This window comes from Ruegeria sp. AD11(2025) (genome assembly GCF_056542405.1).
In genome coordinates this window covers 28,687-52,786 of record NZ_JBQFZU010000006.1, presented here as the reverse complement: position 1 = coordinate 52,786, position 24,100 = coordinate 28,687, and the positions used below count along the sequence as shown (strand labels likewise).

Here is a 24,100-nt window from a genome sequence, read left to right as displayed (position 1 = left end):
GCGTTTTGGTCAATTAAAGGCGGAACCTGCGCCTTTGCCTGTCACAACCGGAAACATGGCCGAAATCGAATTTTCAGAACACGGAACACGCCATAGGGGCGTGTTTGGCACCCGGCTGGTTGGCACGGTGGCCTGTCTGGTGGCGGCCGCCTGTCTGTTGCCGATGGTGGCGGTTGTTCTGGCGGCGGTGACGGGTGGGACGGACACGATCTCGCATCTGCTGGACACGGTTCTGCCCCGTTATGCGCTGACGACGGTGATCCTGGTGGTTCTGGTTGCCGCGGGCACCTTTTCCATCGGCGTGGGCGCGGCGTGGTTGGTGACGATGTGTCGTTTTCCCGGTGTGCGCTTCCTTGAGATCGCTCTGGTTCTGCCTCTGGCGTTTCCGGCCTATGTTCTGGCCTATGCCTATACCTTCATTCTGGATCATCCCGGCATCGTCCAGACCACCTTGCGTGACCTGACGGGTTGGGGGCCGCGCGACTATTGGTTCCCCGAGATCCGCTCGACCGAGGGCGCGGCGGTGATGCTGATCCTCGTGCTGTACCCCTATGTCTATTTGCTGGCCCGTGCCGCGTTTCTGCAGCAAAGCGCCACCGCCTTTCTGGCTGCCCGCGCACTGGGCAAAAGCCCGTGGCTGGCTTTCTGGCACGTCTCACTGCCGATGGCGCGCCCGGCGATTGCAGGGGGTGTCCTGCTGGCCATCATGGAGACCATCGCCGACTTTGGTACGGTGGCCTATTTCGGCGTCCAAACCTTTGCCACGGGTATTTACACCAGTTGGTTCTCGATCGGAGACCGCGCCGCCGCTGCGCAGCTTGCCCTGTGCCTGCTAGGGTTCGCGCTGGTCATGGCGATGGCCGAGCGGATACAGCGGGGCCGGGCGAAATACTATCAGGCGGGTAAAAGCCATGCGTCGCTGCCTTCGGCGCAACTGAAAGGCTGGCAATCTGCGGCGGCCTTCACGCTCTGCGCCGTTCCGGTTTTTCTGGGCTTTTTGCTGCCGGTCTTCATCCTGATCCAGATGGGTCTTCAGTCGGAACAGAACCTGCTGTCGCGCCGTTATATCGGTTTCATCCAGAACTCACTTACGCTTGCGGGTACAGCGGCGGTGGTCACTGTGTTTGCCGCGATCTGCGTAGGCTTCTTTCAACGCCTGCGTCCGGGTCGGGGATCGGCCACCGCGGGTTATCTGGCAAGGCTGGGATATGCGGTGCCGGGCGGGGTGATCGCCGTGGGCCTGATGGTGCCATTTGCCAGCTTCGACAACGCGCTGGATGCGTGGATGCGGCAGACTTTCGATATCTCGACCGGGTTGCTGGTGACCGGTTCGATCTGGCTGCTGATCTCTGCCTATATGGTGCGTTTTCTGGCCGCCGCGCTCAGCGCCTATGAGGGCGGGCAAAGCACCGTTCACGCAAATATGGACGCGGCCGCGCGGTCCTTGGGGCAGACACCGCTGGGCACGTTGCGCCGGGTGCATCTGCCGATCCTGACGCCATCGTTGCTGACGGCGCTGCTGATCGTCTTTGTCGACGTGATGAAAGAGCTTCCAGCGACCCTGATCATGCGCCCTTTCAACTTTGACACGCTGGCGGTGCAGGCCTATCGGCTGGCCTCGGATGAACGACTCGAGGGGGCGGCCGTGCCTTCTCTGGTCATCCTTGCGGTGGGGTTGTTGCCGGTGATTCTGATTTGTCGTCAGGTCGGGCGGCGCTAGGTCACGATTGACCAAAAAACCACACCTTGTTGTGCTCGGGCTTGATTCAAACGCATTTTCCGGCAAGGCTGAGGGTATGAACATGCAGCCTCCCAGCCGGTTTTCTGCTAACTCGGCACAGATGCCCGTCGCGTTTAACCGGCACGAGATGTCCCATATCCTGTCCGTCTATGGCCGGATGGTCGCCGCCGGAGAAATGCGCGATTACGGAATTTCCAACCTTCGAGACATGGCGGTGTTTTCCATTTTTAGACGCACGACCGAGCATCCGATTTACCGGGTCGAGAAACACCCGCGCCTGCGGCAAAGGCAGGGGATGTATTCAGTGATTGGCATGGATGGCCGCATCCTGAAGCGCGGCCACGACCTGCGCACCGTGTTGCGAGTGCTGGAACGCAAGCTGATCCGCTCGGTTGACCTTGATTAGAGCCTTTTGTGGGATGTAACAGGCCCGTCGCCCTGGTCAAGAATGCGGGTGATTGCCTGATCCATCGGCTCGAATGTCACATCCATGTGATAGGCATTGGCGTGCAGCAGCATGTTTTCACCATAGACCCAAGCGACATGGCCCTTCCAGAACAGCAGATCGCCGTGTTTCGGTTCCGTCCCTGCGGACAGGGACTCGCCCAGTTCCCGTTCCTGATCACCGCTGTCGCCGGGGCAGGGGATGCCGCAAGCCAATAGCCCGGCCTGCACCAGACCCGAACAATCCAGCCCGAACCGGCTGTTGCCACCCCACAGATAGGGTGTGCCGAGAAACAGTTCGGCCACTGCGACCGGATCAGTCAGGTGAGTAGCATTGAGCTTGGCGTGCACGGCAGGGATGAAACCCAGCTCGGTTTCCAGAAACCGGTTCTGTTCCGACAGAACCTGAACCCTGCTACCGAAACTCAGCGAAACCTGGTCGGGGCTTTTCATATCCGGCTCTGCATAGGCATGGGTTGCGGGGGCGGTGATCCAGTGGGTATCGGCAACCGGTGCCCCCAACTGGTCCGAGGCCACCCAGCCGGAGTAACTGTCCTTTTCCGCGATGACCCGGCTCCAGCCGCCTTGGGTTTCGGTCACGGTTACGGCGTCGCCAAACAACACCTGCCGGTCGCGGGGGCCATCGGGGTGGCGCAGCAGGTCGACCACGGGGTTTATGATGCGCTGCTTGGTCATAGGTCCAGAATCTCGGGCAGGGCGGCCAGCAGCGCCCGTGGGCCTTGGCCGAGGCCGCCCTTGCTGCGGCCCGGCGCTTTGCTGGATTGCCAGGAATAGATGTCGAAATGCATATAGCGGCAGTCGCCGACAAAGCGTCGCAGGAAAAGCGCGGCGGTGATCGATCCAGCAAACCCGCCCGAGGGCGCATTGTCCAGATCGGCGATACCCGGTTCGATCATCGCCTCATAGGGCTCGTGGAAGGGCATCCGCCAGACCGGATCGGCGGCCTGTTGCCCGGCCCGCACCAGTGTTTCGGCGGCATTGTCGTCATCGGTGTAAAACGGTGCCAGATCAGCGCCGACGGCCACCCGCGCCGCGCCGGTCAGCGTGGCCATCGAGATCACCAGATCCGGATTGCCCTCATTCGCCAGCGCCAGTGCATCGGCCAGCACCAGCCGCCCCTCGGCATCGGTGTTGTTGATCTCGACCGTCAGACCCTTGCGCGAGGTCAGGATGTCGCCCGGGCGAAACGCGTTTCCAGCCACCGAGTTTTCAACCGCCGGTATCAGCACGCGCATTTGGACCGGCAGTTTCAGAGCCATGATCATTCGCGCCAAACCCAGAACATTTGCCGATCCGCCCATGTCTTTCTTCATCAGCGCCATCGAGTTGCCGGGCTTAAGGTTCAGCCCTCCGGTGTCAAAACACACGCCTTTGCCGACCAGCGTTAGTTTGGGGCCGGAACTGCCCCAATTCATCTCGATCAGGCGGGGCTCTTGCGCGGCGGCGCGACCAACGGCGTGAATCATCGGAAAATTCTGGTCCAGCAGGGCCTGCCCCTTGATCACCTCGCAGGAGGCACCGAACTCCTGCGCCAGTGCCTCGGCAGTGGCTTGCAACTGGTCCGGTCCCATATCTGCGGTGGGCGTGTTGACCAGATCGCGGGTCAGGGCCTCGGACTGCGCCAGAACCTCAATCCGCGCCGCATCAATTCCTTCGGGCGCAACCAGACGGGCCTTGGCCGGAGATTGCGCGGCGTAGCGATCAAACGCATAACCGGACAGCAGCCAGCCCAGGCATTCGGTGCCCAACGCACCCACGGGCACGCCCGAGGCGATGTGATAGGTGCCTTTGGGCAGGGATTCGGCTGCGGCGGCCAAGGGAAACCGTTTACGCGCGCGGCCTGCGGCATTGCCATAGCCCGCCAAAGCGAATTCAGGCGCGCCGTCCGAACCGGGGATCAGCGCGGCCTGTCCCAGTGCGCCGGTAAAGCCGCTGGCCTGCACCCAGTTCGACACGCGATCCGGCTGGTCGAGCAGCCAATCGTCCAGATCGGGTTGCGCGACGACATGCAGCGGCAGCGAGGGGTCAGAGGGCGAAGCAAAGGACAGGGTCATGGAAATCTCGACTGGTTCGGTTTGCGCCCAGCCTATCCGCCTGCGGCTTGTCCGCAAGCCCCGTCAGACGGAAAGATCCTGCTGATCCCAGATCACGGTCAGCGATTTTTCTCCGACCCGGATCAGCCGCGACAGGGTGGCTCCGGTAGCCACCGCATCGCCCTTGTCGGCGGTCTGCGCCACATCCCCGGCGACGCGGGCCAGCGCGACCATGCCGATCTGGTCCGCAATCGCGACCAGTGACCGCGCGCATTTGCGCAGCCCCGCCCAGTCGCGCTGCCGCCAGAACCGTTCGCAATTCGACAGGCGTACGGCTAGTTCCTCCACCGTGCGGCACAGCACGTCCAGCGCGTTCTTGTCCCCAAGTTGCCGGTACAATCCGTTCAGTTGGTCCGGATCCAGCCGGACGGTTTCCTTGTGTTCAAGCGTGAGTATCTTATCCACCACATTCACCCCAATTCTTTTCGCCCCCACGGCACAGACCGACTTTGAACGTGATTTCCTTTGCAAAACCTTGCATCCGCGCAGGATAATGGCTCGAATTTTCTGCGAATTCCGGGTAGAGCAGCCTTCAGGAACTCGAAAATGGACAGAAGAATGGATTTAGCGAAACCCCTGCCGGGCTATTTGGTCAAACGGTACCACGGCTGGAAAGCCACCACCTATTCCGAAAACCAGGTCTGGTACCGCCGCCTGGCGACCGAAGGGCAGCGTCCGCGCGCGATGGTGATTTCCTGCTGCGACAGCCGTGTTCATGTGACGTCAATGTTTGGGGCGGACCAGGGCGATTTCTTCATCCACCGCAATATCGCCAATCTGGTGCCGCCTTACGCACCGGACGGTGATCACCACGGTACCAGTGCCGCGATCGAATACGCCGTCACTGCGTTGAAGGTGGCACATTTGATAGTGTTGGGCCATTCGCAATGCGGTGGCGTTCAGGGTTGCATCGACATGTGCAAGGGCCAGGCCCCGCAACTGGAAGCCAAAGACAGCTTTGTCGGTCGCTGGATGGATATTCTGAAGCCGAAATACGAGCTGGTGGCCGATATCGAAGACAGTGTCGATCAGGCGCGGCAGTTCGAACGGCAGGCGGTTGTCGCCTCGCTCGAGAACCTGATGTCATTCCCGTTTGTGTCCTCGGCGGTGCAGGACGGCTCGCTCAGCCTGCATGGGCTGTGGACCGATATCGGTGAGGGCGGGCTGCAATGCTATGACCCAAAGGAAAAGAAATTCGTGGTCGTCTGATCCGCAGGAATAGTCCGCAGTTTTGACAGGCGCGGGATCAGGCCTCTGATTCCGCGCGATTTTTTGCTATAGTCGCCTTATCCGGGTTTGGATCGGGGACGTATCATGCGATTCATCAAACGCATTCTTCTGGCTCTGGTTGTGCTTGTTTTGCTGCTGATAGGGGTTTCCTACCTGTTGCCCGGAAAAGCCGAAGTATCACGCAGCATCACGATCGACGCCCCACCCGCTGCCATCTTTCCTTACGTGAATTCAATGCAGGAGACCGAGAAATGGTCGCCCTGGCTGGAGCGCGATCCTGAAACGCAACTGACATACAGCGGCCCCGAGGCCGGGGTGGGCAATACCCTTAACTGGAGCTCGGAGCATCCGCAGGTCGGGACCGGATCGCAGGAGATCATCGAAAGCGTCCCCGATCAAACGGTCAGAACGGCGCTGGATTTCGGGTCGATGGGTACCGCTTCGGCGTCGTTCGCCCTGGTGCCCGAGGGCGATCAGACGCAGGTGACCTGGGGTTTTGTCACCGATCTGGGCCTGAATCCGATGGCGCGGTGGATGGGGCTGATGATGGATGAATGGGTGGGCGGTGACTACGAACGGGGACTGTCCAATTTGAAAATGCTGGTCGAAACACAGAGTTAAAGACCTCGGCCCCTCGGTAAGTCGCAGCAACGGAATAAGAAATCCGCATAGGCGCTAAAAATTGACCAGTTTGCACTTTTTTTAACTTTTTTGTTGCCGAAACCGGTTTCGGAGCAAACAAATGTAAGAAATGGCTCCGAATCTATCATATCAATCGCTCGAATCCGCGAATCGCACCTCGGTCTCTGGCCGGGTCAAGCTGGACGAATTGGCGGCACATCTGGGCCTGTCGAAAAGCACGGTGTCGCGGGCGCTGAACGGCTATTCCGATATCTCCGAAGTTACGCGCACGCGGGTCGAGACCGCCGCCCGCAAGCTGGGCTACCGGCCGCTGAGCCATGCGCAGGCGATCCGAACCGGACAGGTGCGCGCCATTGCGATGGTGCTGAACAGCGAAGAGCCCGACCAGCACAACCCGTTCCTGCAGGATTTTCTGGCCGGTGCCTGTGAGGCCGCCAGCAACCTTGATTGGACGATGACCATATCCACGGCGACCTCGGAGCGCGACGCGTTGAAAGTGCTCAGCCGCCTGTTCGAGGAACGAAAAGCGGACGGCTTCATCCTGCCGCGAACGATGGTCAAGGATGCGCGCGTTGGGCTTTTGCGCAACCTCGAAGTGCCGCATATTCTTTATGGCCGAACCGGGTACGGGCAGTCGAACACGTGGGAGGAGACCTCGTGGTTTGACATCGCGGGCGAAACCGCCATGCGCAAGGCGGTGCTGCGGCTGGCAGGGTTCGGGCATACGCGCATCGGCTATGTCGGCAGCGACCCCAAGTTCAATTACAGCCATCTGCGCCGCGACGGCTATGCCGAGGGTCTGCACGAGGCAAGTCTGCCGCTTGACCCCGATTTGATCCGCGAAGGCGCCCGGACGCGGGAAGACGGTGCCGCGCAGGCGATGGCGCTGATGCAACTGGATCAGCCGCCGACCGCGATTGTGTTTGCCACCGACCTGGCCGCTTTGGGGTTCTGTTCGGCCGCGCAAGATCGAGGGTTCGAGATTGGCCGTGACGTTGCGGTGATCGGCTATGACGGGATTCCGGAATGCCGCTACGCCCGCCCCGCGCTGACCACTTTCGCCGTTGATTCCCGCATGGCCGGGCAGCGGCTGGCAACCTTGCTGATCCGGCAGATCCGGGGTGAGGCGCCCGGCACCCTGCGCGAGTTGACCGAGGCGACTCTGGTCGAAGGAGAATCGGACGGGCCGCCGCATCTGTCATCAGCGGAACTGGCGGTAAAACGCACACAGCTCAATAAAGACTAACCGGGAGGAGACCACACATGAAACTGACACCCAAAGTCGCCAGGCTGATGCTTGGATCGTCGTTGGCGCTGGCGCTGACTGCGCTGTCCGTGCAGGCTGACACAATCCGGTTCTGGACCACCGAGGAACAGCCCGAGCGTCTGGCCAAACAGCAGGAGATGGCCGATCAGTTCAAGGCTGAAACCGGCACCACGGTCGAGGTGATCCCCGTCACCGAAAGCGACCTGGGCACCCGCGCCACAGCGGCGTTTGCTGCTGGTGATCTGCCGGATGTAGTTTATCACACGCTGCAATACGCTCTGCCCTGGGCAGAAGCCGGCATTCTCGACACCGAAGCTGCCACCGAAGTGATCGAGGAACTGGGCACCGACACTTTTGCCCCTGGCGCGTTGGCCATGGCTGCTTTCAACGGTGAAACCGCGTCGGTACCAGTGGATGGCTGGACCCAGATGGTCGTCTACCGCAAGGACCTGTTCGATGAGGCCGGTCTGGACGCACCCGACAGCTTTGCCGACATTCAGGTCGCGCTTGAAGCCCTACATAACCCGCCGGAGATGTACGGCTTTGTCTCGGCAACCAAGGTCGACGAAAACTTCATGAGCCAGGTGCTGGAACATGTCTTCCTCGCCAACGGCGTCAGCCCGGTTGGCCCCGATGGGTTCAAACCGCTGGATGAGGCCAAGACCACCGAGGTTCTGGATTTCTACAAGGCGATTTCCAAGGCCTCGCCTCCGGGAGAGCTCTATTGGAAGCAATCGCGCGAATTGTATTTTGACGGCAAGGCCGCGATGATTATCTGGTCGCCCTTCATTCTGGATGAGCTCGCAGGTCTGCGCGACAGCGCCCCGCCAACCATCACCGACGACCCGACCTCGCGCGATCTGGCGGGCAAGACCGGTATTGTCACCAAACTGTCCGGCCCGTCGAATCCTGATGGCGCGGCCTGGGGGGACGTGCGTTACTTTGGTATCACCAACGACGCGGATACCGACGCGGCAATGGACTTCGTGAAATACGCCATGGATCAGGGTTATACCCAGACGCTGGCCATTGCGCCCGAAGGCAAATTCCCGGTCCGTCGCGGCAATGCAGATAACCCGACCGCCTTTGCCGATGCATGGGCTGAGCTGCCCGTGGGCGTGGATCGCAAGGCCCCGCTGGGCGAGCTTTACGAGCAGGCGATGATCGACGAAATCGTTGGCGGTCTGGACGTGGCACAGCGTTGGGGCGTGGCCGAGGGGCAGCTGTCGCTGGCCTCGAAGATGATCAACTCTCAGGCCATCAACCGGATCGTGCGTCAGTATATCGATGACGAAATCGACGCCGCCGCCGCCGTTGCGGCCATGAACGACGAACTGGCCAAGGTTCAGTAATCAACCAGCACCTGCAGCGGCGTCTGCGCCGCTGCGCACAACCCTTCGAGGTACCCCATGTCTTCGGCCACCCCACCGACCGGAACCGGGGCTCTTGCCAAACGCGAGGCGCGTCTGGCCTGGGCGCTGCTGGCTCCGACCGTGATCAGCGTGTCTCTTGTGGTGATCCTGCCCTTGCTGGCGATCATCTGGATCAGCTTCAAACCGTTTACCCTGTCCGACTTGCGCCCGCCCGCACCGGTCGTGCGTGAAAGCCTGCGCGGATCAGGCGACGATCTGCGGATCGAATACCGCCTGCGCAACTCCAGTCAGGAGTTCGCCATCGACGGCGTGACCCTGAGTGATGTGCTGCCCGACGGTGTGACCGCCGGGGAGGTCGCCGCGCCCTGTGTTCTGAATGATCAGAAATTGTTCTGCGATTTCGGCACTTTGGAAGGCGGTCAGCGTGAGCGTATCCGCATTCCGGTTGAATTCGATGGCGATCCGGACGCGTTCGAAGAACTGGTCGAAGCGTCTGAACCCCGTGTGACCGGCAGCGGGCCGAGTGTGCTGACCAATCTGGAATTCAGCCTTGAGAACTTTGCCCGCGTGTTTGACGGTTCCGAATTCTGGGGCGTGTTGTGGGTGACGCTGTTCTACACTGTCTTTGGCACCATCGGCGCACTGGTGATGGGCCTGTTTGCCGCGCTGCTGTTGAACAAGAGCTTCAAGGGGCAAGGCTTTATCCGTGGTCTCTACCTTTTCCCTTATGTGGCCCCGGTGATCGCCGTGGCCTTCACCTGGGTCACGCTGTTTGATCCTTTCTCGGGTTCGGCCAATGCGCTGCTGGTGCAGATGGGGCTGAGCAGTGAGCCGATCAATTTCTTCGGGGAACGGCCCTTAGCCCTGATCATGGTTACCGTATTCGAAATCTGGCGCTATTTTCCGCTGTCCTTCCTGTTCATCCTTGCGCGGATGCAGTCCATCGACTCCAGTATGTATGAGGCGGCGGATATGGACGGTGCCTCTCCGTTCCAGAAATTCTGGCTGCTGAGTATCCCGCAATTGCTGGGTATCCTGTCGGTGCTGTTCCTGCTGCGCTTTATCTGGACGTTCAACAAGTTCGACGACATCTTCCTGTTGACCGGCGGCAATGCAGGCACGCGCACGCTGACCGTGAATGTTTATGAACAGGCCTTTGCGGTCTCGAACATCGGGGCAGGCGCTGCGGTGGCCGTCGTAATCCTGATGTGCCTGATCGCCTTCAGTTTCGTGTTCTTCAAGTTCATCAGCCGTGAGGAGGGTCTGTGATGCGCAAAGGATACATCACCGGCCCGGTTTTGGGCGCGCTTTGGATGCTGGTAATCGCCACCACAATCGCGGTCACCATGTCCTTCGCCACCGGTGCGGCGTTTCGACCGCAGGTTCTGCTAAGCCTGATCTGGGGCGCGGTTGCCGGGCTGGTCTATGTCCGTTTTGCGGCCCGCCGCGCGCCTTCGCGTTTGGGAGTGGCAGCCCTGCTGGGCTTGTCTTGCCTGACCGGCTTTGGCCCGGTTCTGATCGGATCGGAAACGACCTTGCAATCGGTGCTGGTCACTGTGGTCGCGGTGGCCGTGGTAATGCATATGTCACTGGCCGCGATCCTCAAGGACCTGCCGTTTGCAGAGCTGACCCGCCACGAATACGAGGACGCGGTGATCCGCTTCTGCACCGGCTTCGGCTATATCTTCTTCACCGCCATCGTGGTCATCCCGTTCTACGTCATGGTGATGACCAGCCTGAAGTCGCAGCAGGCACTGCTGCAGAACCCGCTGGATTTCTCGGTCGATCTGAGCCAGGGCATGGCTTTGTTCCGCAGCTATACCGAGCTGTTCCGCGATTTCAATTTCGGCAGCTACCTGTTGACATCCTTCTACGTCTCGGTCCTGACGGTGTTCATCACGTTGCTGTTCAGCGTGCCGGGTGCCTATGCAGTGGCACGATTCCGGTTTCAGGGGCAAAAAGCGTTCTCGCGCTCGATCCTGTTGATCTACATGGTGCCGATGATCGTGCTGGCACTGCCGATCTATATCGCGTTCTCGCTGACGGGTCTGCGCAATTCGATCCTTGGCATCGTCATGATCTACCCGGTCACCACGATCCCGGTCGCGCTGTACATGCTGCAAGGCTATTTCCGCGGCCTGCCGACCGAGGTGGAAGAGGCCGGTCTGATGGATGGCCTGTCGCGGCTGGCGGTGATCTGGAAAATCACCCTGCCGCTCAGCCTGCCAGCGCTGGCGTCGGTCTCGCTCTATGTCTTCATGATCGCCTGGAATGAATTCCTGCTGGCTTTCATGCTGCTGGACGATCCGTCGAAATTTACCCTGACCCGAGGCGTCACGATGCTGAACTCCTCGGAAATTCCCCGCCAACACCTGATGGCCGGTGCGGTAATTGCCACTGTTCCGATCATGGCCCTGTTCCTGGGGCTTGAACGTTTCATGACCAAAGGCCTGACCGCAGGCTCGGTCAAAGGATGACTGAGATGAACTATTATACAACACCGAGTGAATCGGCCCGCAATATTCTGATTGCCAATGATCGGGGTGGTTACACGATCCCGACCAGCGGCCTTTATCCCTATCAGTGGAACTGGGACAGTGCCGTGGCGGCGCTGGGGTTTGCAGAATTCGATATTGACCGTGCCTGGGTCGAGCTTGAAACGCTGTTCTCGGGCCAGTGGGACAACGGCATGGTGCCCCACATTCTGTTTCATCAGCCCGATCCAGGCTATTTCCCCGGGCCGGATGTCTGGGGCGGTACCGGGCCGATTGCGTCATCGGGCGTCACCCAGCCACCGCTGGCCGCCACTATGGCGCGGCGGGTTTGGGACAAGGACCGTGCGGCCGGTGAGGTGCGCCTTCGTGCTCTGTTCCCGGCCATGTTGGCCTGGCATCGCTGGTTCATGGCGTGGCGTCTGGATGAGCACGGCGCTGTCTGCACCACCCATCCTTGGGAAGCCGGGCGCGACAATGCGCCGGACTGGGATGGCGCGATGGCGGGGATCGATGCCTCGGATGTGGGCGAGTATCAGCGCCGCGACACCAGCCATGTGAACAGCGCCGACCGGCCCACGAAATACGACTATGATTGCTATATCAAACTGGTGAAGATCGGGCGCGAGGTTGGTTGGGATCAGCAGAAACTGCTGGAGGTCAACCCGTTCCGCGTCGCCGACCCGACCATGAGTTTCGCCACACTGCGCGCTGCCCGTGATCTGTTGGCGATAAGTGAGGAACTGGGGATCGAAGCCGAGGGTCTTGACGCGGATGTGGTCCGGCTTGAGGCCGGTGCACGGTCGCTGTGGAATGAGCCGCTGGCTGCCTTTGATGCCCGCAATGCGCATACTGGCGAATGGGCCGAAAGTGTCTCTAACGCGAGCTATTTGTGCTGGTTTGGAGGGATTGAAGCCCCTCAGATGCTGGACCGTGTGAAGACTGTGCTGACCACCGTCCCGCACCCGATCCCCAGCTATGACCCGAACATGCCCAAGTTTGATGAGCGCCGGTATTGGCGCGGGCCAACCTGGGCTTTCATGAACATGCTGATAGGGTTCGGACTGGCGGAAATGGGCCACGGCGTCGAAGCCGAAACCTTGCGCCTGAAAACCGCGCGTCTGATCGCGGGCCACGGCTTTGCGGAATACTACGACCCGATCACCGGCAGCCCGGCCGGGGGCAATTCGTTCACTTGGACAGCCGCCGTCTGGCTGCATTGGGCAGGGAGGAACTGATGGGCAGCATCGAGCTCAAATCCGTCGAAAAATGGTTCGGCGAAGTGCAGGTGATCAAAGGCATCGACCTGCAGATCGAAGAGGGTGAGTTTGTCGTCTTCGTCGGCCCCTCGGGCTGTGGCAAGTCCACCCTGTTGCGGATGATCGGCGGGCTCGAGGATATCTCGCGCGGGTCGCTTCTGATCAACGGGGACGACGTCACCGATCACCCGCCCTCGAAACGCGGGCTGACGATGGTGTTCCAGTCCTATGCGCTCTACCCCCATCTGACCGTGGCCGAGAATATGGGCTTTTCGCTGAAGGTGGCAGGTGTTCCAAAGGCCGAGATAACCGAGCGTGTGGGCAAGGCCGCCGAAGTGCTCAAGCTGGAACCATATCTGGAACGTCGCCCCAAGGACCTGTCCGGTGGGCAGCGCCAGCGCGTGGCGATCGGGCGTTCGATCGTGCGCGACCCCACCGCATTCCTGTTCGACGAGCCTCTGTCCAACCTCGACGCCGCTTTGCGGGTCGAGATGCGGTATGAGATCGCCAAGCTGCACCAGAGCCTCAATCGCACCATGATCTATGTGACCCATGATCAGGTCGAAGCGATGACCCTGGCCGACCGCATCGTCGTGCTGGAATTCGGCAAAATCGCGCAGGTCGGTACGCCGCGTGAGCTATACGAGCGCCCCGCCAACCTGTTCGTGGCACAGTTCATCGGCAGCCCGAAAATGAACGTCCTGCCCTGCACCGTGTCAGGTGACCAGTTCCAACTGGAAAACGGCGGCAGCGGACCTTTCGACCGCACCGGTACGGCCACGATGCTGGGCATTCGCCCGGAGCATATCAGTGTGGTCGAACCCGGCGCGGGCCACAGCGACGGGCTGGTCGAGGTGGTCGAATACCTCGGTGCCGATATGTTCGTCATTGTCGATTGCGGCACCGAGGAGAAAGTCACCGTCCGCCTTGGTGGCGATACCGAGATCAAGGCCGGAGCAAAGATCGGCCTGCACTTTGCGCCTGAAAAGCTTCAGTTTTTTGATGAGGAGGGGCAGGCGCTGTAGGTGACATGGGATGGAGCGAATCAGTGCAGCTCCATTCCTTCGGGCCAACTGAGTTTGGTATCCAATTGAATCGTCTCCGATTGACCCGGCGCCAGCTCCAGCTCCCATGCCAGAATGCCGCGCCGGTTGTCTACGTTTTCTTCGTTTGGTTTCGGCTGGGCAGTCCAGGTGATCTCAAGATCGTCCTGTTCGGAAAAAGGCACGCGGTCCAAAATGCGGAGCGGCCAGGTTTCGCCTGTCAGATTTTCAATCTTAATCTGGGCGCGTTCCTGACTTTGATTGGAGCGTGAAATAAGACCAACATCGCCTTGGCTACGCCCCAGGATGTTGCGGTTGACGGTCAGGGCGTAAAGCGGGCCAAACCCCATCTCAACCTCTTCCCGTGGACCAATGCTTGCGGTGCTGTCCGCTGCCACCAACACTCCGTTGACCCGCCATCTGGCATAGTTCGCCGACAGCAACATCTGGTCGTAAGGATTGGTGAAACGTGCTGTGCGATACGCCGTTTCATCGCGACGTGGGTTTGCCAGCGCAAACAGTTCAACCGACTGGGTCATGCTGTCCAGGGCGAATTCGGCAATTTCAGACCCGCTCGCGATCGAGATCGGCTCGGACAAGGTATAGGTAATGCCGGTGCCCTGAACGGATGCGGGATCGGGTGCAAAGCCCGCAGTTTCCTCCACCACCACCGGGGCTTCGACAACTGGTTCTTCAAGATTTGCAACGTATTCGCTGATTGACCTGCGTTGGGAAAAGATACGCGATGCGCTGTTTTGCCCAACGGGTTGAAGTGTCGACACGCTAAGCCTGACGTCCTGCCAGTTCTCGCCAGTCTCCTGCGTCACCAGAACGCGTCGGTCGATCCGGACTTCGGGCGTGTCTGTGGTCTTCAGATCAAATTCGTACCCGGGTTGCCATTCCGCGTTGTAGAATTCGATGTAAGACAGGGAAATAGCGCCCTCGGACGCCGCTTTGGCAGTGACGTCCACAGCGATGAACAGTCGCTCGTCCGTTTCTGGCAGCAAGGCAGCCAGATCGGCTTGTGCTGCGTCCAGTTGCTCTTCCAGATCGACCAGTTTCTCTTCGATTTTGCGTGCTTCGATTTCGGCGGTTTGGGCAGTGTTCTCGGCGTTCAGAGATTCTTCTCCAACCATTTGAGCAATTCTGCGCAGGTTTTCAGCATCTGAACCTGCCAGACCCTCGTTCCGGCCCAGATTGGACAGGAATGCGATCTTATGACGGGCCGCCTCGGCCCTGAGCCGCGCAGTTTCGGCCCTGTCCTCTACCGCCGCGATCTGGTTTTCGATATCAGTGACGCGATCCTCGGCCTGTTTGACCTCATCGCTGACGTAGTCATGCCAGGGCACATCATCTCCGCGAACAATGAGCGCGGATCGGCTGAGCCCATCGGCCTGAACCTGCATCGTTGACAACTGGGTATCCGGATCACTGGCCGGGACGCCCAACAGTACCAGCCGATGTGTGCCGGCAGGGATCGAATAGCTTCCGGTTCGAAGAACTTCGACTCCTTGTGGGTATACTGTCACTTCGCTGACTTTGGTGTCGATTGTGAAAGTTTCGGCAGACAGCAACGTCGGGGCAAGCGCCAACAGATAAAACAGGTTTTTCATAAGTGCTCGCAGAGAAAAGGTTCCGGCTACCCGCAAAGGTTGCAGGCGCTTTATTTCACTACAAGAAAAAGAAAAAGGGCCACCCGGATTTGGTGGCCCTTGTGGCATTTCTGTTGGAACGGGTTCAGCCCTTTTTCAGTACTTCACGACCCAGCAATTCGGCGATCTGCACTGCGTTCAGTGCAGCACCCTTGCGCAGGTTGTCCGAGACGCACCACAGGTTGATGCCGTTTTCAATGGTCGAGTCCTGACGGATGCGGCTGATGAAGGTGGCGAAATCGCCCGCACATTCGACCGGCGAGACGTAGCCGCCGGCCTCGCGCTTGTCGATCACCATGATGCCCGGTGCTTCGCGCAGGATGTCACGGGCTTCGTCTTCGTCCAGGAATTCCTCGAACTCGATGTTCACAGCCTCAGAGTGGCCAACGAAGACCGGAACGCGGACGCAGGTTGCCGTGACCTTGATCGACGGATCGACGATCTTCTTGGTTTCCACAACCATCTTCCACTCTTCCTTGGTCGAGCCGTCTTCCATGAAGACGTCAATCTGCGGAATGACGTTGAAGGCGATCTGCTTCTGGAACTTCTTCGGTTCAACCTCGGTGGTGGGGTTGTAGACCGCTTTGGTCTGATCCCACAGCTCGTCCATACCCTCTTTACCGGCGCCCGAGACCGACTGATAGGTCGACACCACAACGCGCTTGATCTTGGCGCGGTCGTGCAGGGGCTTCAACGCGACAACCATCTGCGCAGTCGAACAGTTGGGGTTGGCGATGATGTTCTTGTTCTTGTAGTCGTGGATCGCCTCAGGGTTACATTCCGGCACGATCAGCGGAATCTTCGGGTCATAGCGATAGAGCGACGAGTTATCGATCACCACGCAGCCAGCCGCTGCCGCCTTGGGGGCATACGTCTTGGTTGCGTCTGAGCCGATGGCAAACAGAGCCATGTCCCAGCCGGTGAAATCGAAGGTGTCGATGTCCTGGGTCGTCAGTGTCTTGTCGCCAAAGCTTACTTCGGTACCCAGCGAACGACGGCTTGCCAGGGCGGCAAGTTCATCGACCGGGAACTGGCGTTCCGCCAGGATGTTCAGCATTTCGCGGCCCACGTTACCCGTGGCGCCGGCGACAACGACGCGATAGCCCATTTCATGTCTCCAAAGTTAAGGACGCGCGTTCATAGCCGCGCGGCGAGAAAGAAAAAAGGGTTTTCGGGGCGATATTCCCCCAATGACGCCGATTTTACGCGGCAAGGAGCGTCAGGCGTCGTTCAGAAGCCGTTCGTAAAGCGCCACTAGGGTCTTGGCCTCACCATATATATCGAAATTCTGCTCGACATGGGCGCGGGCGGCGATGCCGGATTGCGTAAGGGAATCGCGGTCGGTCAGCATTTCGGCGGCGGCATCAGCCAAGGCGGGGATGTCACCGGGCTCCACCACGCGGCCTAGCGGCGGGTTGGTGACAATCTCGGAAAACGCGCCCACATCGGTGGCGACAACCGGCACGCCGCAAGCCATCGCCTCCAATGGGGTGAGGCCGAACCCTTCCCACCGTTGCGGGGCGATGAACAGATCCAGCACCTGATACCACTCGGCGATCTGGTCCACGGTCACCTCGGGTTTGAACAGGATACGGTCGGACAGGCCCGCCTTGGCGACCTTGTCTTTCAGTTCGGCCAGAAAGTCGGTGTGTTTCTCGGTGGCGCGGCCCATGACGATGCCGTGCACGTCTTCAAAGCGGCCACACAGGCCGATCATCGCATCAACGAAGGCGTCGGTGCCTTTCTGGTGGCGAATGCGGCCATAGCAGCCCAGCAACAGGCCTTCGGGCAGGTCCAGTTCTGCCCGAACAGCGGATTTGTCTTCGGGCGGAGTGAATTCCTGCAGGTTGATGCCATGCATGATCACCTGCGCGTCGCGCTCCAGATACCCGGCCGTCTTGCGCGAGGTGGCGACCACCGCGTCCATCTGCTCGATTAGCCATTTGGTGTAACCGGTGTGGACCCGTTGCGAGGCGCTGGTGAACAGCAGTTTCAGCTTCAGCCGCAGGATGTTGCGCAGGAACAGGCCCAGCAGCATCTCGGTGTTTCGGCGGGCGTGCCAGACACGCTGGGTTTTGCGCGACAGAAAGGGTAGGCGGCCCAGAGGGATATGCGGGATGTCCGATGGCAGGCCCGGCCCCGTCGCGGCGATGTCGATCCATTGAACCTGCAGCGGCACCAGCCGGGCAATCGTCGCCGTCACGCCCGAAAGCCTGCGTTTTAGATTGGGGGCAATGACGCGCGGGTCGGACATGGGTGCTCCTGACGGTTTCAGCGTCAGTCGACGCTGTCGCGGCTGAATAGGTAGATCACGCAGCCAATGGCAAGCGTGATCGCGAAAAAGCCGAATATCGCTGTGTAGGGCGCGGTCGGGCTGATGTCCACTGTGGCCGCATGGATGCGTCCCGTGACGAATTGCGCAATGCCAACGCCGCCAATCCCAAAGAGGTTCAGCAGGGTCATGCCCCGCCCCACCAGATGCGGAGCCACAAAGGCGCGGCCATGCGCCATGATGACCGGAAAGCTGGCCCCCAGGAAGCCAATCACCGCCATCAGCAGTACTGACAGCCAGACCGCGCTGTCGATCCACAGGCACAGCAGCACCAGCGCCGCCGTGCCCAGCGCATTACCGCCGAAGATCACCCATTTCCGCGTACCCAGCATCCGGTCAAGCGGACCATAGGCAAAGGTGCCCGCAATCATCGCCGCCCCCATGATCAGCGTCGCCGTACCGATCTGGGTGGTGCTGAGTTTGAAGATATCGCTCAGATATGGCCCGGCCCACAACCCACGCGTGGCCGCCGCGGGCGCATAGGCCACCAGCATCAGCGGCAGGATCGCCCAAAGCGCGGGTTCCTTCAGCAGGTCCAGCACAGACCCCCGGTGCTCGGTCTCAACCCGTTTTGGATCGTGCACGGTGATCCAGATGCCCAGCGCAATGGCACCCGAGAACAGCGCCAGCACCCACATCGTCGCGCGCCACCCCATCAGCTCGACCGCCAGCGCGGTGGGGTAGGAGGCCACCAGATTGCCCACCGAGCCCACGCCCAGCATCACCGCCGCCAACGTCGCAAAGCGCGCGGGCGGGTATTCCCGCGCAAAGATGTAGTAAGATGCCATCAGCACCGGAGAACACCCGACACCGATCAACCCCATGGCGACAGCGACATGAAACGGTGTACTGGCCACGGCAAACAGTGCCGCGCCGCCCGCGCCGCCGACCAGCAACAGAACTGCTGCTGTCAGGCGCGGCCCGATCTGATCCAGTGCCCAGCCCACTGGCAACTGCATGGCGGCAAAAACCAGAAACCAAAGCCCCGAGGCAAAGGCCAGATCCTCGGGCGTGGCGCCGATATCGCGGCCCAGATCAACGCTCAGCACCGCCAGAAAGGCGCGAAAGAACTGGCTGAGCACATAGCCCAGGCACAACACTACCAGACCTGCCTTCATGAACCGCCCCTTCTCCCCCAAGCTGCGCAGAAACGCTTGGCACGTCCCGGTGCGCCACACAAGCTTGTGTGTTATACTGTTTTCACCGGACAGCGTTCACATTCGGGCTATTTGTTCCGATACCCATGATCCCGAGGTGCCGATGAAAGACGCACAGGCCGCCTTTTATGACAGCCTTCCCCGACAGCGGGACTTCACCAGTTTGGCGCAACCAGCGCGGTTTACGCCCGTGCCGGGTGACTGGGCGCTGGGCGTGGCCGATATCGTCGATTCCACCGGTGAGATTGCAAGGGGTCGTTACAAAACCGTCAACATGGTGGGCGCGGCGGTGATCTCGGCCATGATAAACGCGCTGAAGGGGCAGGAGTTTCCCTATGTTTTCGGTGGCGATGGCGCCGGGTTTGCGATCCCCGCAAGCGCCGTCGATACCGCCCGCACGGTGCTGGCCGAGCTGCGGCGCTGGGCCGATGAAGAGTTCTCGATCGCATTGCGCGGGGCATTGGTGCCGGTATCCGAAATCCGCTTGGCGGGCCGGGACTTGCGAGTGGCGCGCTATGCGCCCTCGGACGGGGTGGATTACGCCATGTTCTCGGGCGGCGGGCTGGTCTGGGCCGAAACCCAGATGAAATCCGGTGCGTTCGAAGTGCCGCCCGCCGAACCGGGCGCACTGCCTGATCTGACCGGCCTGTCCTGCCGCTGGTCCAACAGCAAGGCGCGTCATGGGCAGATCGTGTCGCTGGTGGTGCAGCCGACGCAGAAAGCGACCGAGAGCGACTTTGCCGATCTGGCCCGGTCGGTTCTGACCGCCTCGGAACGGTTGGAGCGTGCCGGCCACCCGGTGCCGGAAAACGGCCCTCCGATCAGTTGGCCACCCCCGGATGTCGAGCTTGACGCGCGTGTCTCCCGCGCTGGGCGTAACCTGCTTGGGCAAAGGATAAAGCTGCTGGGGCAGAACTTGCTCATCGCGCTGTTGTTCAAAACCGGTAAGCGGTTGGGTGAGTTCGATCCCGGCCACTATAAACATATGGTCAGTCGGAACGCAGACTTCCGCAAGTTTGATGACGGGCTGAAGATGACACTGGATTGCGATCCGGCGACGCTCAAGCAAATCAGGATTATGCTGGAACAGGCGCGCGAACAGGGCAAGGTCCGCTATGGGTTGCACGCACAGGACGAGGCGATGATGACCTGTTTTGTGCCCTCGGCGATGCGGGACGACCATGTGCATTTCGTTGACGGGGCTTCGGGCGGTTACGCGCAGGCTGCTGCTGCAATGCAGGGTTAGCGCGCTATTTTGCCTTCCACTTAGCAGCCAGTGCCCTTGCGGCTTGCGCCAGCAGCATCACATCAATCCCAACCGCCAGAAACTGTGCACCCATCTCCAGATAAGCCTGATTGGTTTCGTCATTGGTGCCCAGAATGCCGGGCGCTTTGCCCGCGGCTTTGATCCGCACGATTGCATCGGCGATGGTGGCGCGCACCTCGGGCGCGGCGCTGTTGCCCTGAAATCCCATATCGGTGGACAGGTCCGCCGGGCCGATGAACACGCCATCGACGCCATCAACCTGCAGAATGTCGTCCAGTGCCGCCATCCCGGCGCGGTTTTCCACCTGCACCAGCAGGCAAATCTGCTCATCCGCGGTCTGAATATAGTCCGAGACCGAGCCATAACCCGTAGCCCGTGCCGCCCCGGCACCGACCCCGCGCAGGCCTACGGGCGGATATCGGCAGGCCCGCACCAACTCGCGTGCCTGTTCGACGCTGTTGACCATTGGCACCAGAATGGTCTGCGCGCCGATATCCAGCACCATCTTGATCAGTGCGGTGTCGCCCACCGGCACCCGCACCACCGGGTGCGAGGGGCTGGCGGCAAGCGCCATCAGCTGATCCCGCAGCGAGCGGATGTCATTCGGCGCGTGCTCGCCATCGATCACCAGCCAATCGAATCCTGCGGTGCCCATGATCTCAGCCACGACGGGTTCGGCAAAGCTGCTCCAACAGCCGATCAACTGATCTCCTTTTATTAGAGCCTGTTTAAACGAGTTATCAGGTGCAGCCATATGGGAACCTCTAGGTAAGTGAGCGGGCGATTTCGGTGATAACATCATAGGCCATGCGGACGTCATCCTCGGTGGTTTCGAACTGACCGGCCTGAAAGCGGATCACCAGATCACCATCGACGCGGGTCTGGGTTAGATAGATGCGGCCATCATCGTTGATCGAGTTGATCAAACGCAAGTTCAGATCGTCCAGGTCCGTATGCCCATCGGGTATGTAGCGGAAGGTCCAGAGCGACCACATTGGCGGAGTGACGATTTGAAAATCCGGCGCAGCCGCCAGCCGGTCATGCAGGTCAATGGACCAGTTGACATGGTTGCGCAGTCTTTCGCGCAGCCCCTCCAACCCATAGGCGCGCAGCACGAACCACAGTTTCAACGCTCTGAACCGGCGGCCCAGAGGCACTGACCATTCCGAATAGTTGATGATCCCGTCCTTGCCGTGCGTCTTGAGGTATTCCGGGCTGATCGCCAGCGTCTGCACCAGATCGTCGGGGTTCTTCAGGAAATGTGCGCAACAGTCGAACTGCACGCCCAGCCATTTATGCGGGTTGAACACAATGCTGTCGGCCTGCGCGATCCCGGGCCAATAGTGGCGGTATTCCGGACAGATCATCGCCGACCCCGCCCAAGCCGCGTCAACATGGGAATACAGCCCGTATTTCTGCACGATCTTCAGGCATTCATCCACCGGATCGGTCGCCCCGGTGCCGGTTCCCCCGACACACAGAATGACACCCGCGGGCTGTAGACCAGAGTCTAAGTCGGCTTGAATCGCCGTTTCCAGCGCCTCGGGGCCCATGCCGCGCCAGTCTCCCTTGATCGGGATGCGCACCAGATTGTCCTGTCCGACCCCGGCCACCCAAATGGCGCGATCCACCGAGGTATGTACTTCGGCCGAGCAATAAACACGCAACGGCTTCTGTCCGAACAAACCCTGCTGGTTTCCCTGCCAGTTCAACGCCTTTTCCCGCATGGTCAGCACCGCCGCCAGCGTCGCCGAGGAGGCTGAGTCCTGAATGACGCCGGCAAACCCTTCGGGCAGGTCCAGCGCCTGACGCAGCCAGTCCATCATCCGCGTTTCCATCTCGGTCGCGGCGGGCGAGGTCTGCCACAACATGCATTGCGGCGCGATGGCGCTGGTCAGAAACTCGGCCAAAACCGACGGGGGCGACGTGTTCGCATTGAAATAGGCGAAAAACCGAGGGTGTTGCCAATGGGTGATCCCCGGCATCACGATATCCTCGAAATCGCGAAAGATATCCTCCATCGCCTGCGCCTGTTCCGGTGGCTGGGCGGGCAGGGCGTCCAGAACCTCGCCCGGTTCGGTCCGGGCGCGAACGGGCCTGTCACCCACGGTCAGGTGGTAATCCTGCGCCCATTCGGTAATTTTCTTACCCCAGTCAGTGAACTCATCCCACTTCATCGCAGACCTCATTATTGACCCGGCGCACGTCTTACCTGGCCGGATTTTACTCCGCCGACAGTGATGGTCATCCGTGGCCTAAGGTCAACGATCTTTCGATCATGTACCCTTTCAATAGCCCTGAACACAGTAAAGTGCGCATGACAATTCAGTGTCTATTTTGGGCTAAATCCGCATAAACACCCAGAAAAACGGATTGGCCCGTTGCAGTGCAGCCGGAATTCGGCGAGAATTTCCTATGACCAATGAAGTACCATTGACGTCACGTTCATTGCCCATTGCATTACTTCGGGCCAGAGAACGGGTCATGGGGCCCATTCGCAAGATGCTGGCGGATGTCGGTGTAACCGAACAGCAATGGCGCGTGTTGCGCGTTCTGGAAGAGGAAGGACCGCAAGAGCCGACCCATCTTGCGGACCGGGCGTGCCTGCTGTTGCCCAGCCTTACCCGCATTCTGCAAAAGCTCGAGGTCAAGGGCCTGATCCTAAGGGAAGTCCACCCCGGTGACAGGCGCAGGCAGATCGTCGACATTTCGGCAAAGGGAAAGCAGATTATCCGCGACAACATACAGGTGACCATTCATCTGGCCGAGGATTTGCGCACCAAGCTGGGCCCGGAACGGCATGAGACGCTGCTAGATCTGTTGAATGAACTGCGTGATCTGGAAACGTGACGCCTCACCTTCGAACCCCGCCGGAGAAAGGTATTATCTCCGGCGGGGCGGCCAGACGTGTACTGGATTATGTGCCTGGCCCGAGGCCGGTTGCGTCGGATAGATACCGACGGTCCGGCCTGCGCTTCAGAAAACGTGCCGGACCGAATAACCCGGCTCTCTGACGCAAAGTCTTTGGGGGTAAAGTCTTTGGCCGTAGTTCTCTGAAGTATTCGCACCCGGTAACGCCGCGTGGTTCGCGGGATTATAGGATGTCTTCACGTCCAGACGGGTGCATGTTTACCCGCCGTACTTGTGAGCGGCGGCCAGAGCGCGCCGTACCCCGATTAGTCGGCGAAATCGCTCTGCCACTCATCAATTTAGAACTGTTCCGGTGGTTTCCAAGGCAGAACGCCTGGATTGTGACAGATATTGCTCAAGTTTTCTTGGACTGACAGTTTGTTCTGCTGCACTTGGGCATGCGCAATACCGAGAGTCTTGCCCTACCCGATAGCGGCACCAAGAAGCGGGCTGCCTGAAATAAATGGAAGCCATGATGCCAGTCACTGTGTTTTCTCTTCCCGAACCGATTGCAATTCCGGTTCAAGGGCAGCAGGCGGCGTATCCGGTGGGGCGGATCTTCTGTGTCGGACGCAACTACGCGATACACGCGGCCGAAATGGGGCACGGGGTCGATCGTGAGGCTCCGTTCTATTTCACCAAATCCGCCCCAAATGCGGTGCTGACCGGGGCGACTTTGCCGTATCCGCCGGGCACCGGGGATTTTCATCACGAGATGAAATTGACGGTGGCCCTTGGCAAACCCGTCTTCTGCGCCACCAGTACGCAGGCTTGGGATGCGGTTTACGCCTATGGCTGTGCGCTGGACATGACCCGCCCCGACCTGCAGATCCGCGAGCGAAACAAGCAGCGTCGCTGGGATCTGGGCAAGGACCTTGAGGCCGGAACTGTGTTTGCGCCGCTGACTCGTGCGGCGGACTGGTCGCCGCAAGATGCCACCCGCATTCATCTGAGCGTGAATGGTGAAATCCGCCAGGATGCAACGCTGAGCGATCTGATCTGGAAGATTGACGAGATCATCGGCCATCTGCCCGGCTACTACCACCTGCGGTCCGGAGACCTGATCCTGACCGGCACACCTGCCGGTGTCGGCCCGGTGCAGGCAGGCGATGTGATAGACGGTGGTATTGATGGGTTGCAGCCGATCCAATTGACACTGACGGATGCAGAATAGAAC

General features: G+C 60.2%; 22 protein-coding genes. 13 read left to right on the top strand and 9 right to left on the bottom strand.

The features are described 5' to 3' along the window. Window positions 1-55: 55 nt before the first annotated feature. Both ACR1XY_RS07740 and ACR1XY_RS07735 read left to right on the top strand, forming a co-directional pair. Window positions 56-1,720 (top strand): ABC transporter permease, encoded by a 1,665-nt coding sequence (locus ACR1XY_RS07740; protein WP_480591803.1) that lies wholly within the window; start codon window positions 56-58, stop codon window positions 1,718-1,720. A 76-nt stretch (window positions 1,721-1,796) separates the two neighbouring features. After that, on the top strand, window positions 1,797-2,147 hold the full coding sequence (locus ACR1XY_RS07735) for a DUF2794 domain-containing protein (RefSeq protein ID WP_480591800.1): 351 nt from the start codon (window positions 1,797-1,799) through the stop codon (window positions 2,145-2,147). On the opposite strand, the gene ACR1XY_RS07730 is transcribed toward ACR1XY_RS07735, so the two are convergent. The 3 genes from ACR1XY_RS07730 to ACR1XY_RS07720 form a co-directional block, all read right to left on the bottom strand. Next, on the bottom strand, window positions 2,144-2,881 hold the full coding sequence (locus ACR1XY_RS07730; RefSeq protein ID WP_480591797.1) for a C40 family peptidase: 738 nt from the start codon (window positions 2,879-2,881) through the stop codon (window positions 2,144-2,146). The two genes, ACR1XY_RS07735 and ACR1XY_RS07730, sit on opposite strands and share 4 nt — an antisense overlap. Continuing rightward, window positions 2,878-4,260, bottom strand: coding sequence for a leucyl aminopeptidase family protein (locus tag ACR1XY_RS07725; protein WP_480591794.1), 1,383 nt, complete (start codon window positions 4,258-4,260; stop codon window positions 2,878-2,880). The genes ACR1XY_RS07730 and ACR1XY_RS07725 overlap by 4 nt, the downstream gene beginning before the upstream one ends. A gap of 63 nt (window positions 4,261-4,323) precedes the next feature. After that, on the bottom strand, window positions 4,324-4,713 hold the full coding sequence (locus ACR1XY_RS07720; RefSeq protein ID WP_480592157.1) for a hypothetical protein: 390 nt from the start codon (window positions 4,711-4,713) through the stop codon (window positions 4,324-4,326). Window positions 4,714-4,857: 144 nt separating this feature from the next. Between ACR1XY_RS07720 and ACR1XY_RS07715 the strand changes: the two genes are divergently transcribed. From ACR1XY_RS07715 to ACR1XY_RS07680, 8 genes are all read left to right on the top strand, one after another. Beyond that, the gene (locus ACR1XY_RS07715) at window positions 4,858-5,508 is read left to right on the top strand and encodes a carbonic anhydrase (protein WP_480591791.1); all 651 of its coding nucleotides are present in this window, start codon (window positions 4,858-4,860) and stop codon (window positions 5,506-5,508) included. 105 nt (window positions 5,509-5,613) lie between these two features. Next, window positions 5,614-6,150, top strand: a complete 537-nt coding sequence (locus ACR1XY_RS07710; RefSeq protein WP_480591788.1) for an SRPBCC family protein — start codon at window positions 5,614-5,616, stop codon at window positions 6,148-6,150. 130 nt (window positions 6,151-6,280) lie between these two features. Continuing rightward, the gene (locus ACR1XY_RS07705; protein WP_480591784.1) at window positions 6,281-7,417 is read left to right on the top strand and encodes a LacI family DNA-binding transcriptional regulator; all 1,137 of its coding nucleotides are present in this window, start codon (window positions 6,281-6,283) and stop codon (window positions 7,415-7,417) included. Between the two features lie 17 nt (window positions 7,418-7,434). Then, window positions 7,435-8,790 carry an ABC transporter substrate-binding protein gene (locus ACR1XY_RS07700; RefSeq protein WP_480591781.1) on the top strand — a complete coding sequence of 452 codons (1,356 nt, stop codon included), beginning with the start codon at window positions 7,435-7,437 and terminating at the stop codon, window positions 8,788-8,790. A 57-nt stretch (window positions 8,791-8,847) separates the two neighbouring features. Further along, window positions 8,848-10,080, top strand: a complete 1,233-nt coding sequence (locus tag ACR1XY_RS07695; protein WP_480591776.1) for a carbohydrate ABC transporter permease — start codon at window positions 8,848-8,850, stop codon at window positions 10,078-10,080. Then, on the top strand, window positions 10,080-11,288 hold the full coding sequence (locus ACR1XY_RS07690; RefSeq protein WP_480591773.1) for a carbohydrate ABC transporter permease: 1,209 nt from the start codon (window positions 10,080-10,082) through the stop codon (window positions 11,286-11,288). Before ACR1XY_RS07695 ends, ACR1XY_RS07690 begins: the two co-directional genes overlap by 1 nt. 5 nt (window positions 11,289-11,293) lie before the next feature. Continuing rightward, on the top strand, window positions 11,294-12,541 hold the full coding sequence (locus ACR1XY_RS07685) for an MGH1-like glycoside hydrolase domain-containing protein (protein WP_480591769.1): 1,248 nt from the start codon (window positions 11,294-11,296) through the stop codon (window positions 12,539-12,541). Continuing rightward, window positions 12,541-13,587: an ABC transporter ATP-binding protein gene (locus ACR1XY_RS07680; RefSeq protein WP_480591764.1), complete on the top strand. Its 1,047-nt coding sequence runs from the start codon at window positions 12,541-12,543 to the stop codon at window positions 13,585-13,587. The genes ACR1XY_RS07685 and ACR1XY_RS07680 overlap by 1 nt, the downstream gene beginning before the upstream one ends. 20 nt (window positions 13,588-13,607) lie before the next feature. Here ACR1XY_RS07680 and ACR1XY_RS07675 read toward each other — a convergent pair whose 3' ends face one another. The 4 genes from ACR1XY_RS07675 to ACR1XY_RS07660 form a co-directional block, all read right to left on the bottom strand. Further along, a complete protein-coding gene (locus ACR1XY_RS07675) occupies window positions 13,608-15,218 on the bottom strand; it encodes a DUF4139 domain-containing protein (protein ID WP_480591760.1) in 1,611 nt (536 codons plus the stop codon). 124 nt (window positions 15,219-15,342) lie between these two features. Continuing rightward, the gene (locus tag ACR1XY_RS07670) at window positions 15,343-16,365 is read right to left on the bottom strand and encodes an aspartate-semialdehyde dehydrogenase (RefSeq protein ID WP_480591756.1); all 1,023 of its coding nucleotides are present in this window, start codon (window positions 16,363-16,365) and stop codon (window positions 15,343-15,345) included. Between the two features lie 111 nt (window positions 16,366-16,476). After that, entirely contained in the window at window positions 16,477-17,511 is a 1,035-nt protein-coding gene (locus ACR1XY_RS07665; RefSeq protein WP_480591751.1) for a glycosyltransferase family 4 protein, read from the bottom strand. 23 nt (window positions 17,512-17,534) lie between these two features. Beyond that, on the bottom strand, window positions 17,535-18,707 hold the full coding sequence (locus ACR1XY_RS07660) for an MFS transporter (protein WP_480591744.1): 1,173 nt from the start codon (window positions 18,705-18,707) through the stop codon (window positions 17,535-17,537). A gap of 142 nt (window positions 18,708-18,849) precedes the next feature. On the opposite strand from ACR1XY_RS07660, the gene ACR1XY_RS07655 reads away from it, so the two are divergent. Then, window positions 18,850-19,992: a DUF3095 domain-containing protein gene (locus ACR1XY_RS07655; RefSeq protein ID WP_480591741.1), complete on the top strand. Its 1,143-nt coding sequence runs from the start codon at window positions 18,850-18,852 to the stop codon at window positions 19,990-19,992. A gap of 4 nt (window positions 19,993-19,996) precedes the next feature. Here the strand turns inward: ACR1XY_RS07655 and ACR1XY_RS07650 are convergent, their stop codons facing one another. Then, the gene (locus ACR1XY_RS07650) at window positions 19,997-20,767 is read right to left on the bottom strand and encodes an HpcH/HpaI aldolase family protein (protein ID WP_480591738.1); all 771 of its coding nucleotides are present in this window, start codon (window positions 20,765-20,767) and stop codon (window positions 19,997-19,999) included. A 10-nt stretch (window positions 20,768-20,777) separates the two neighbouring features. Further along, entirely contained in the window at window positions 20,778-22,190 is a 1,413-nt protein-coding gene (locus ACR1XY_RS07645; RefSeq protein ID WP_480591732.1) for a pyridoxal phosphate-dependent decarboxylase family protein, read from the bottom strand. Window positions 22,191-22,428: 238 nt separating this feature from the next. Between ACR1XY_RS07645 and hpaR the strand changes: the two genes are divergently transcribed. Both hpaR and ACR1XY_RS07635 read left to right on the top strand, forming a co-directional pair. After that, window positions 22,429-22,863 carry a homoprotocatechuate degradation operon regulator HpaR gene (gene hpaR / locus ACR1XY_RS07640; protein ID WP_480591726.1) on the top strand — a complete coding sequence of 145 codons (435 nt, stop codon included), beginning with the start codon at window positions 22,429-22,431 and terminating at the stop codon, window positions 22,861-22,863. 535 nt (window positions 22,864-23,398) lie between these two features. Further along, the gene (locus ACR1XY_RS07635; protein WP_480591721.1) at window positions 23,399-24,097 is read left to right on the top strand and encodes a fumarylacetoacetate hydrolase family protein; all 699 of its coding nucleotides are present in this window, start codon (window positions 23,399-23,401) and stop codon (window positions 24,095-24,097) included. Window positions 24,098-24,100 lie beyond the last annotated feature (3 nt).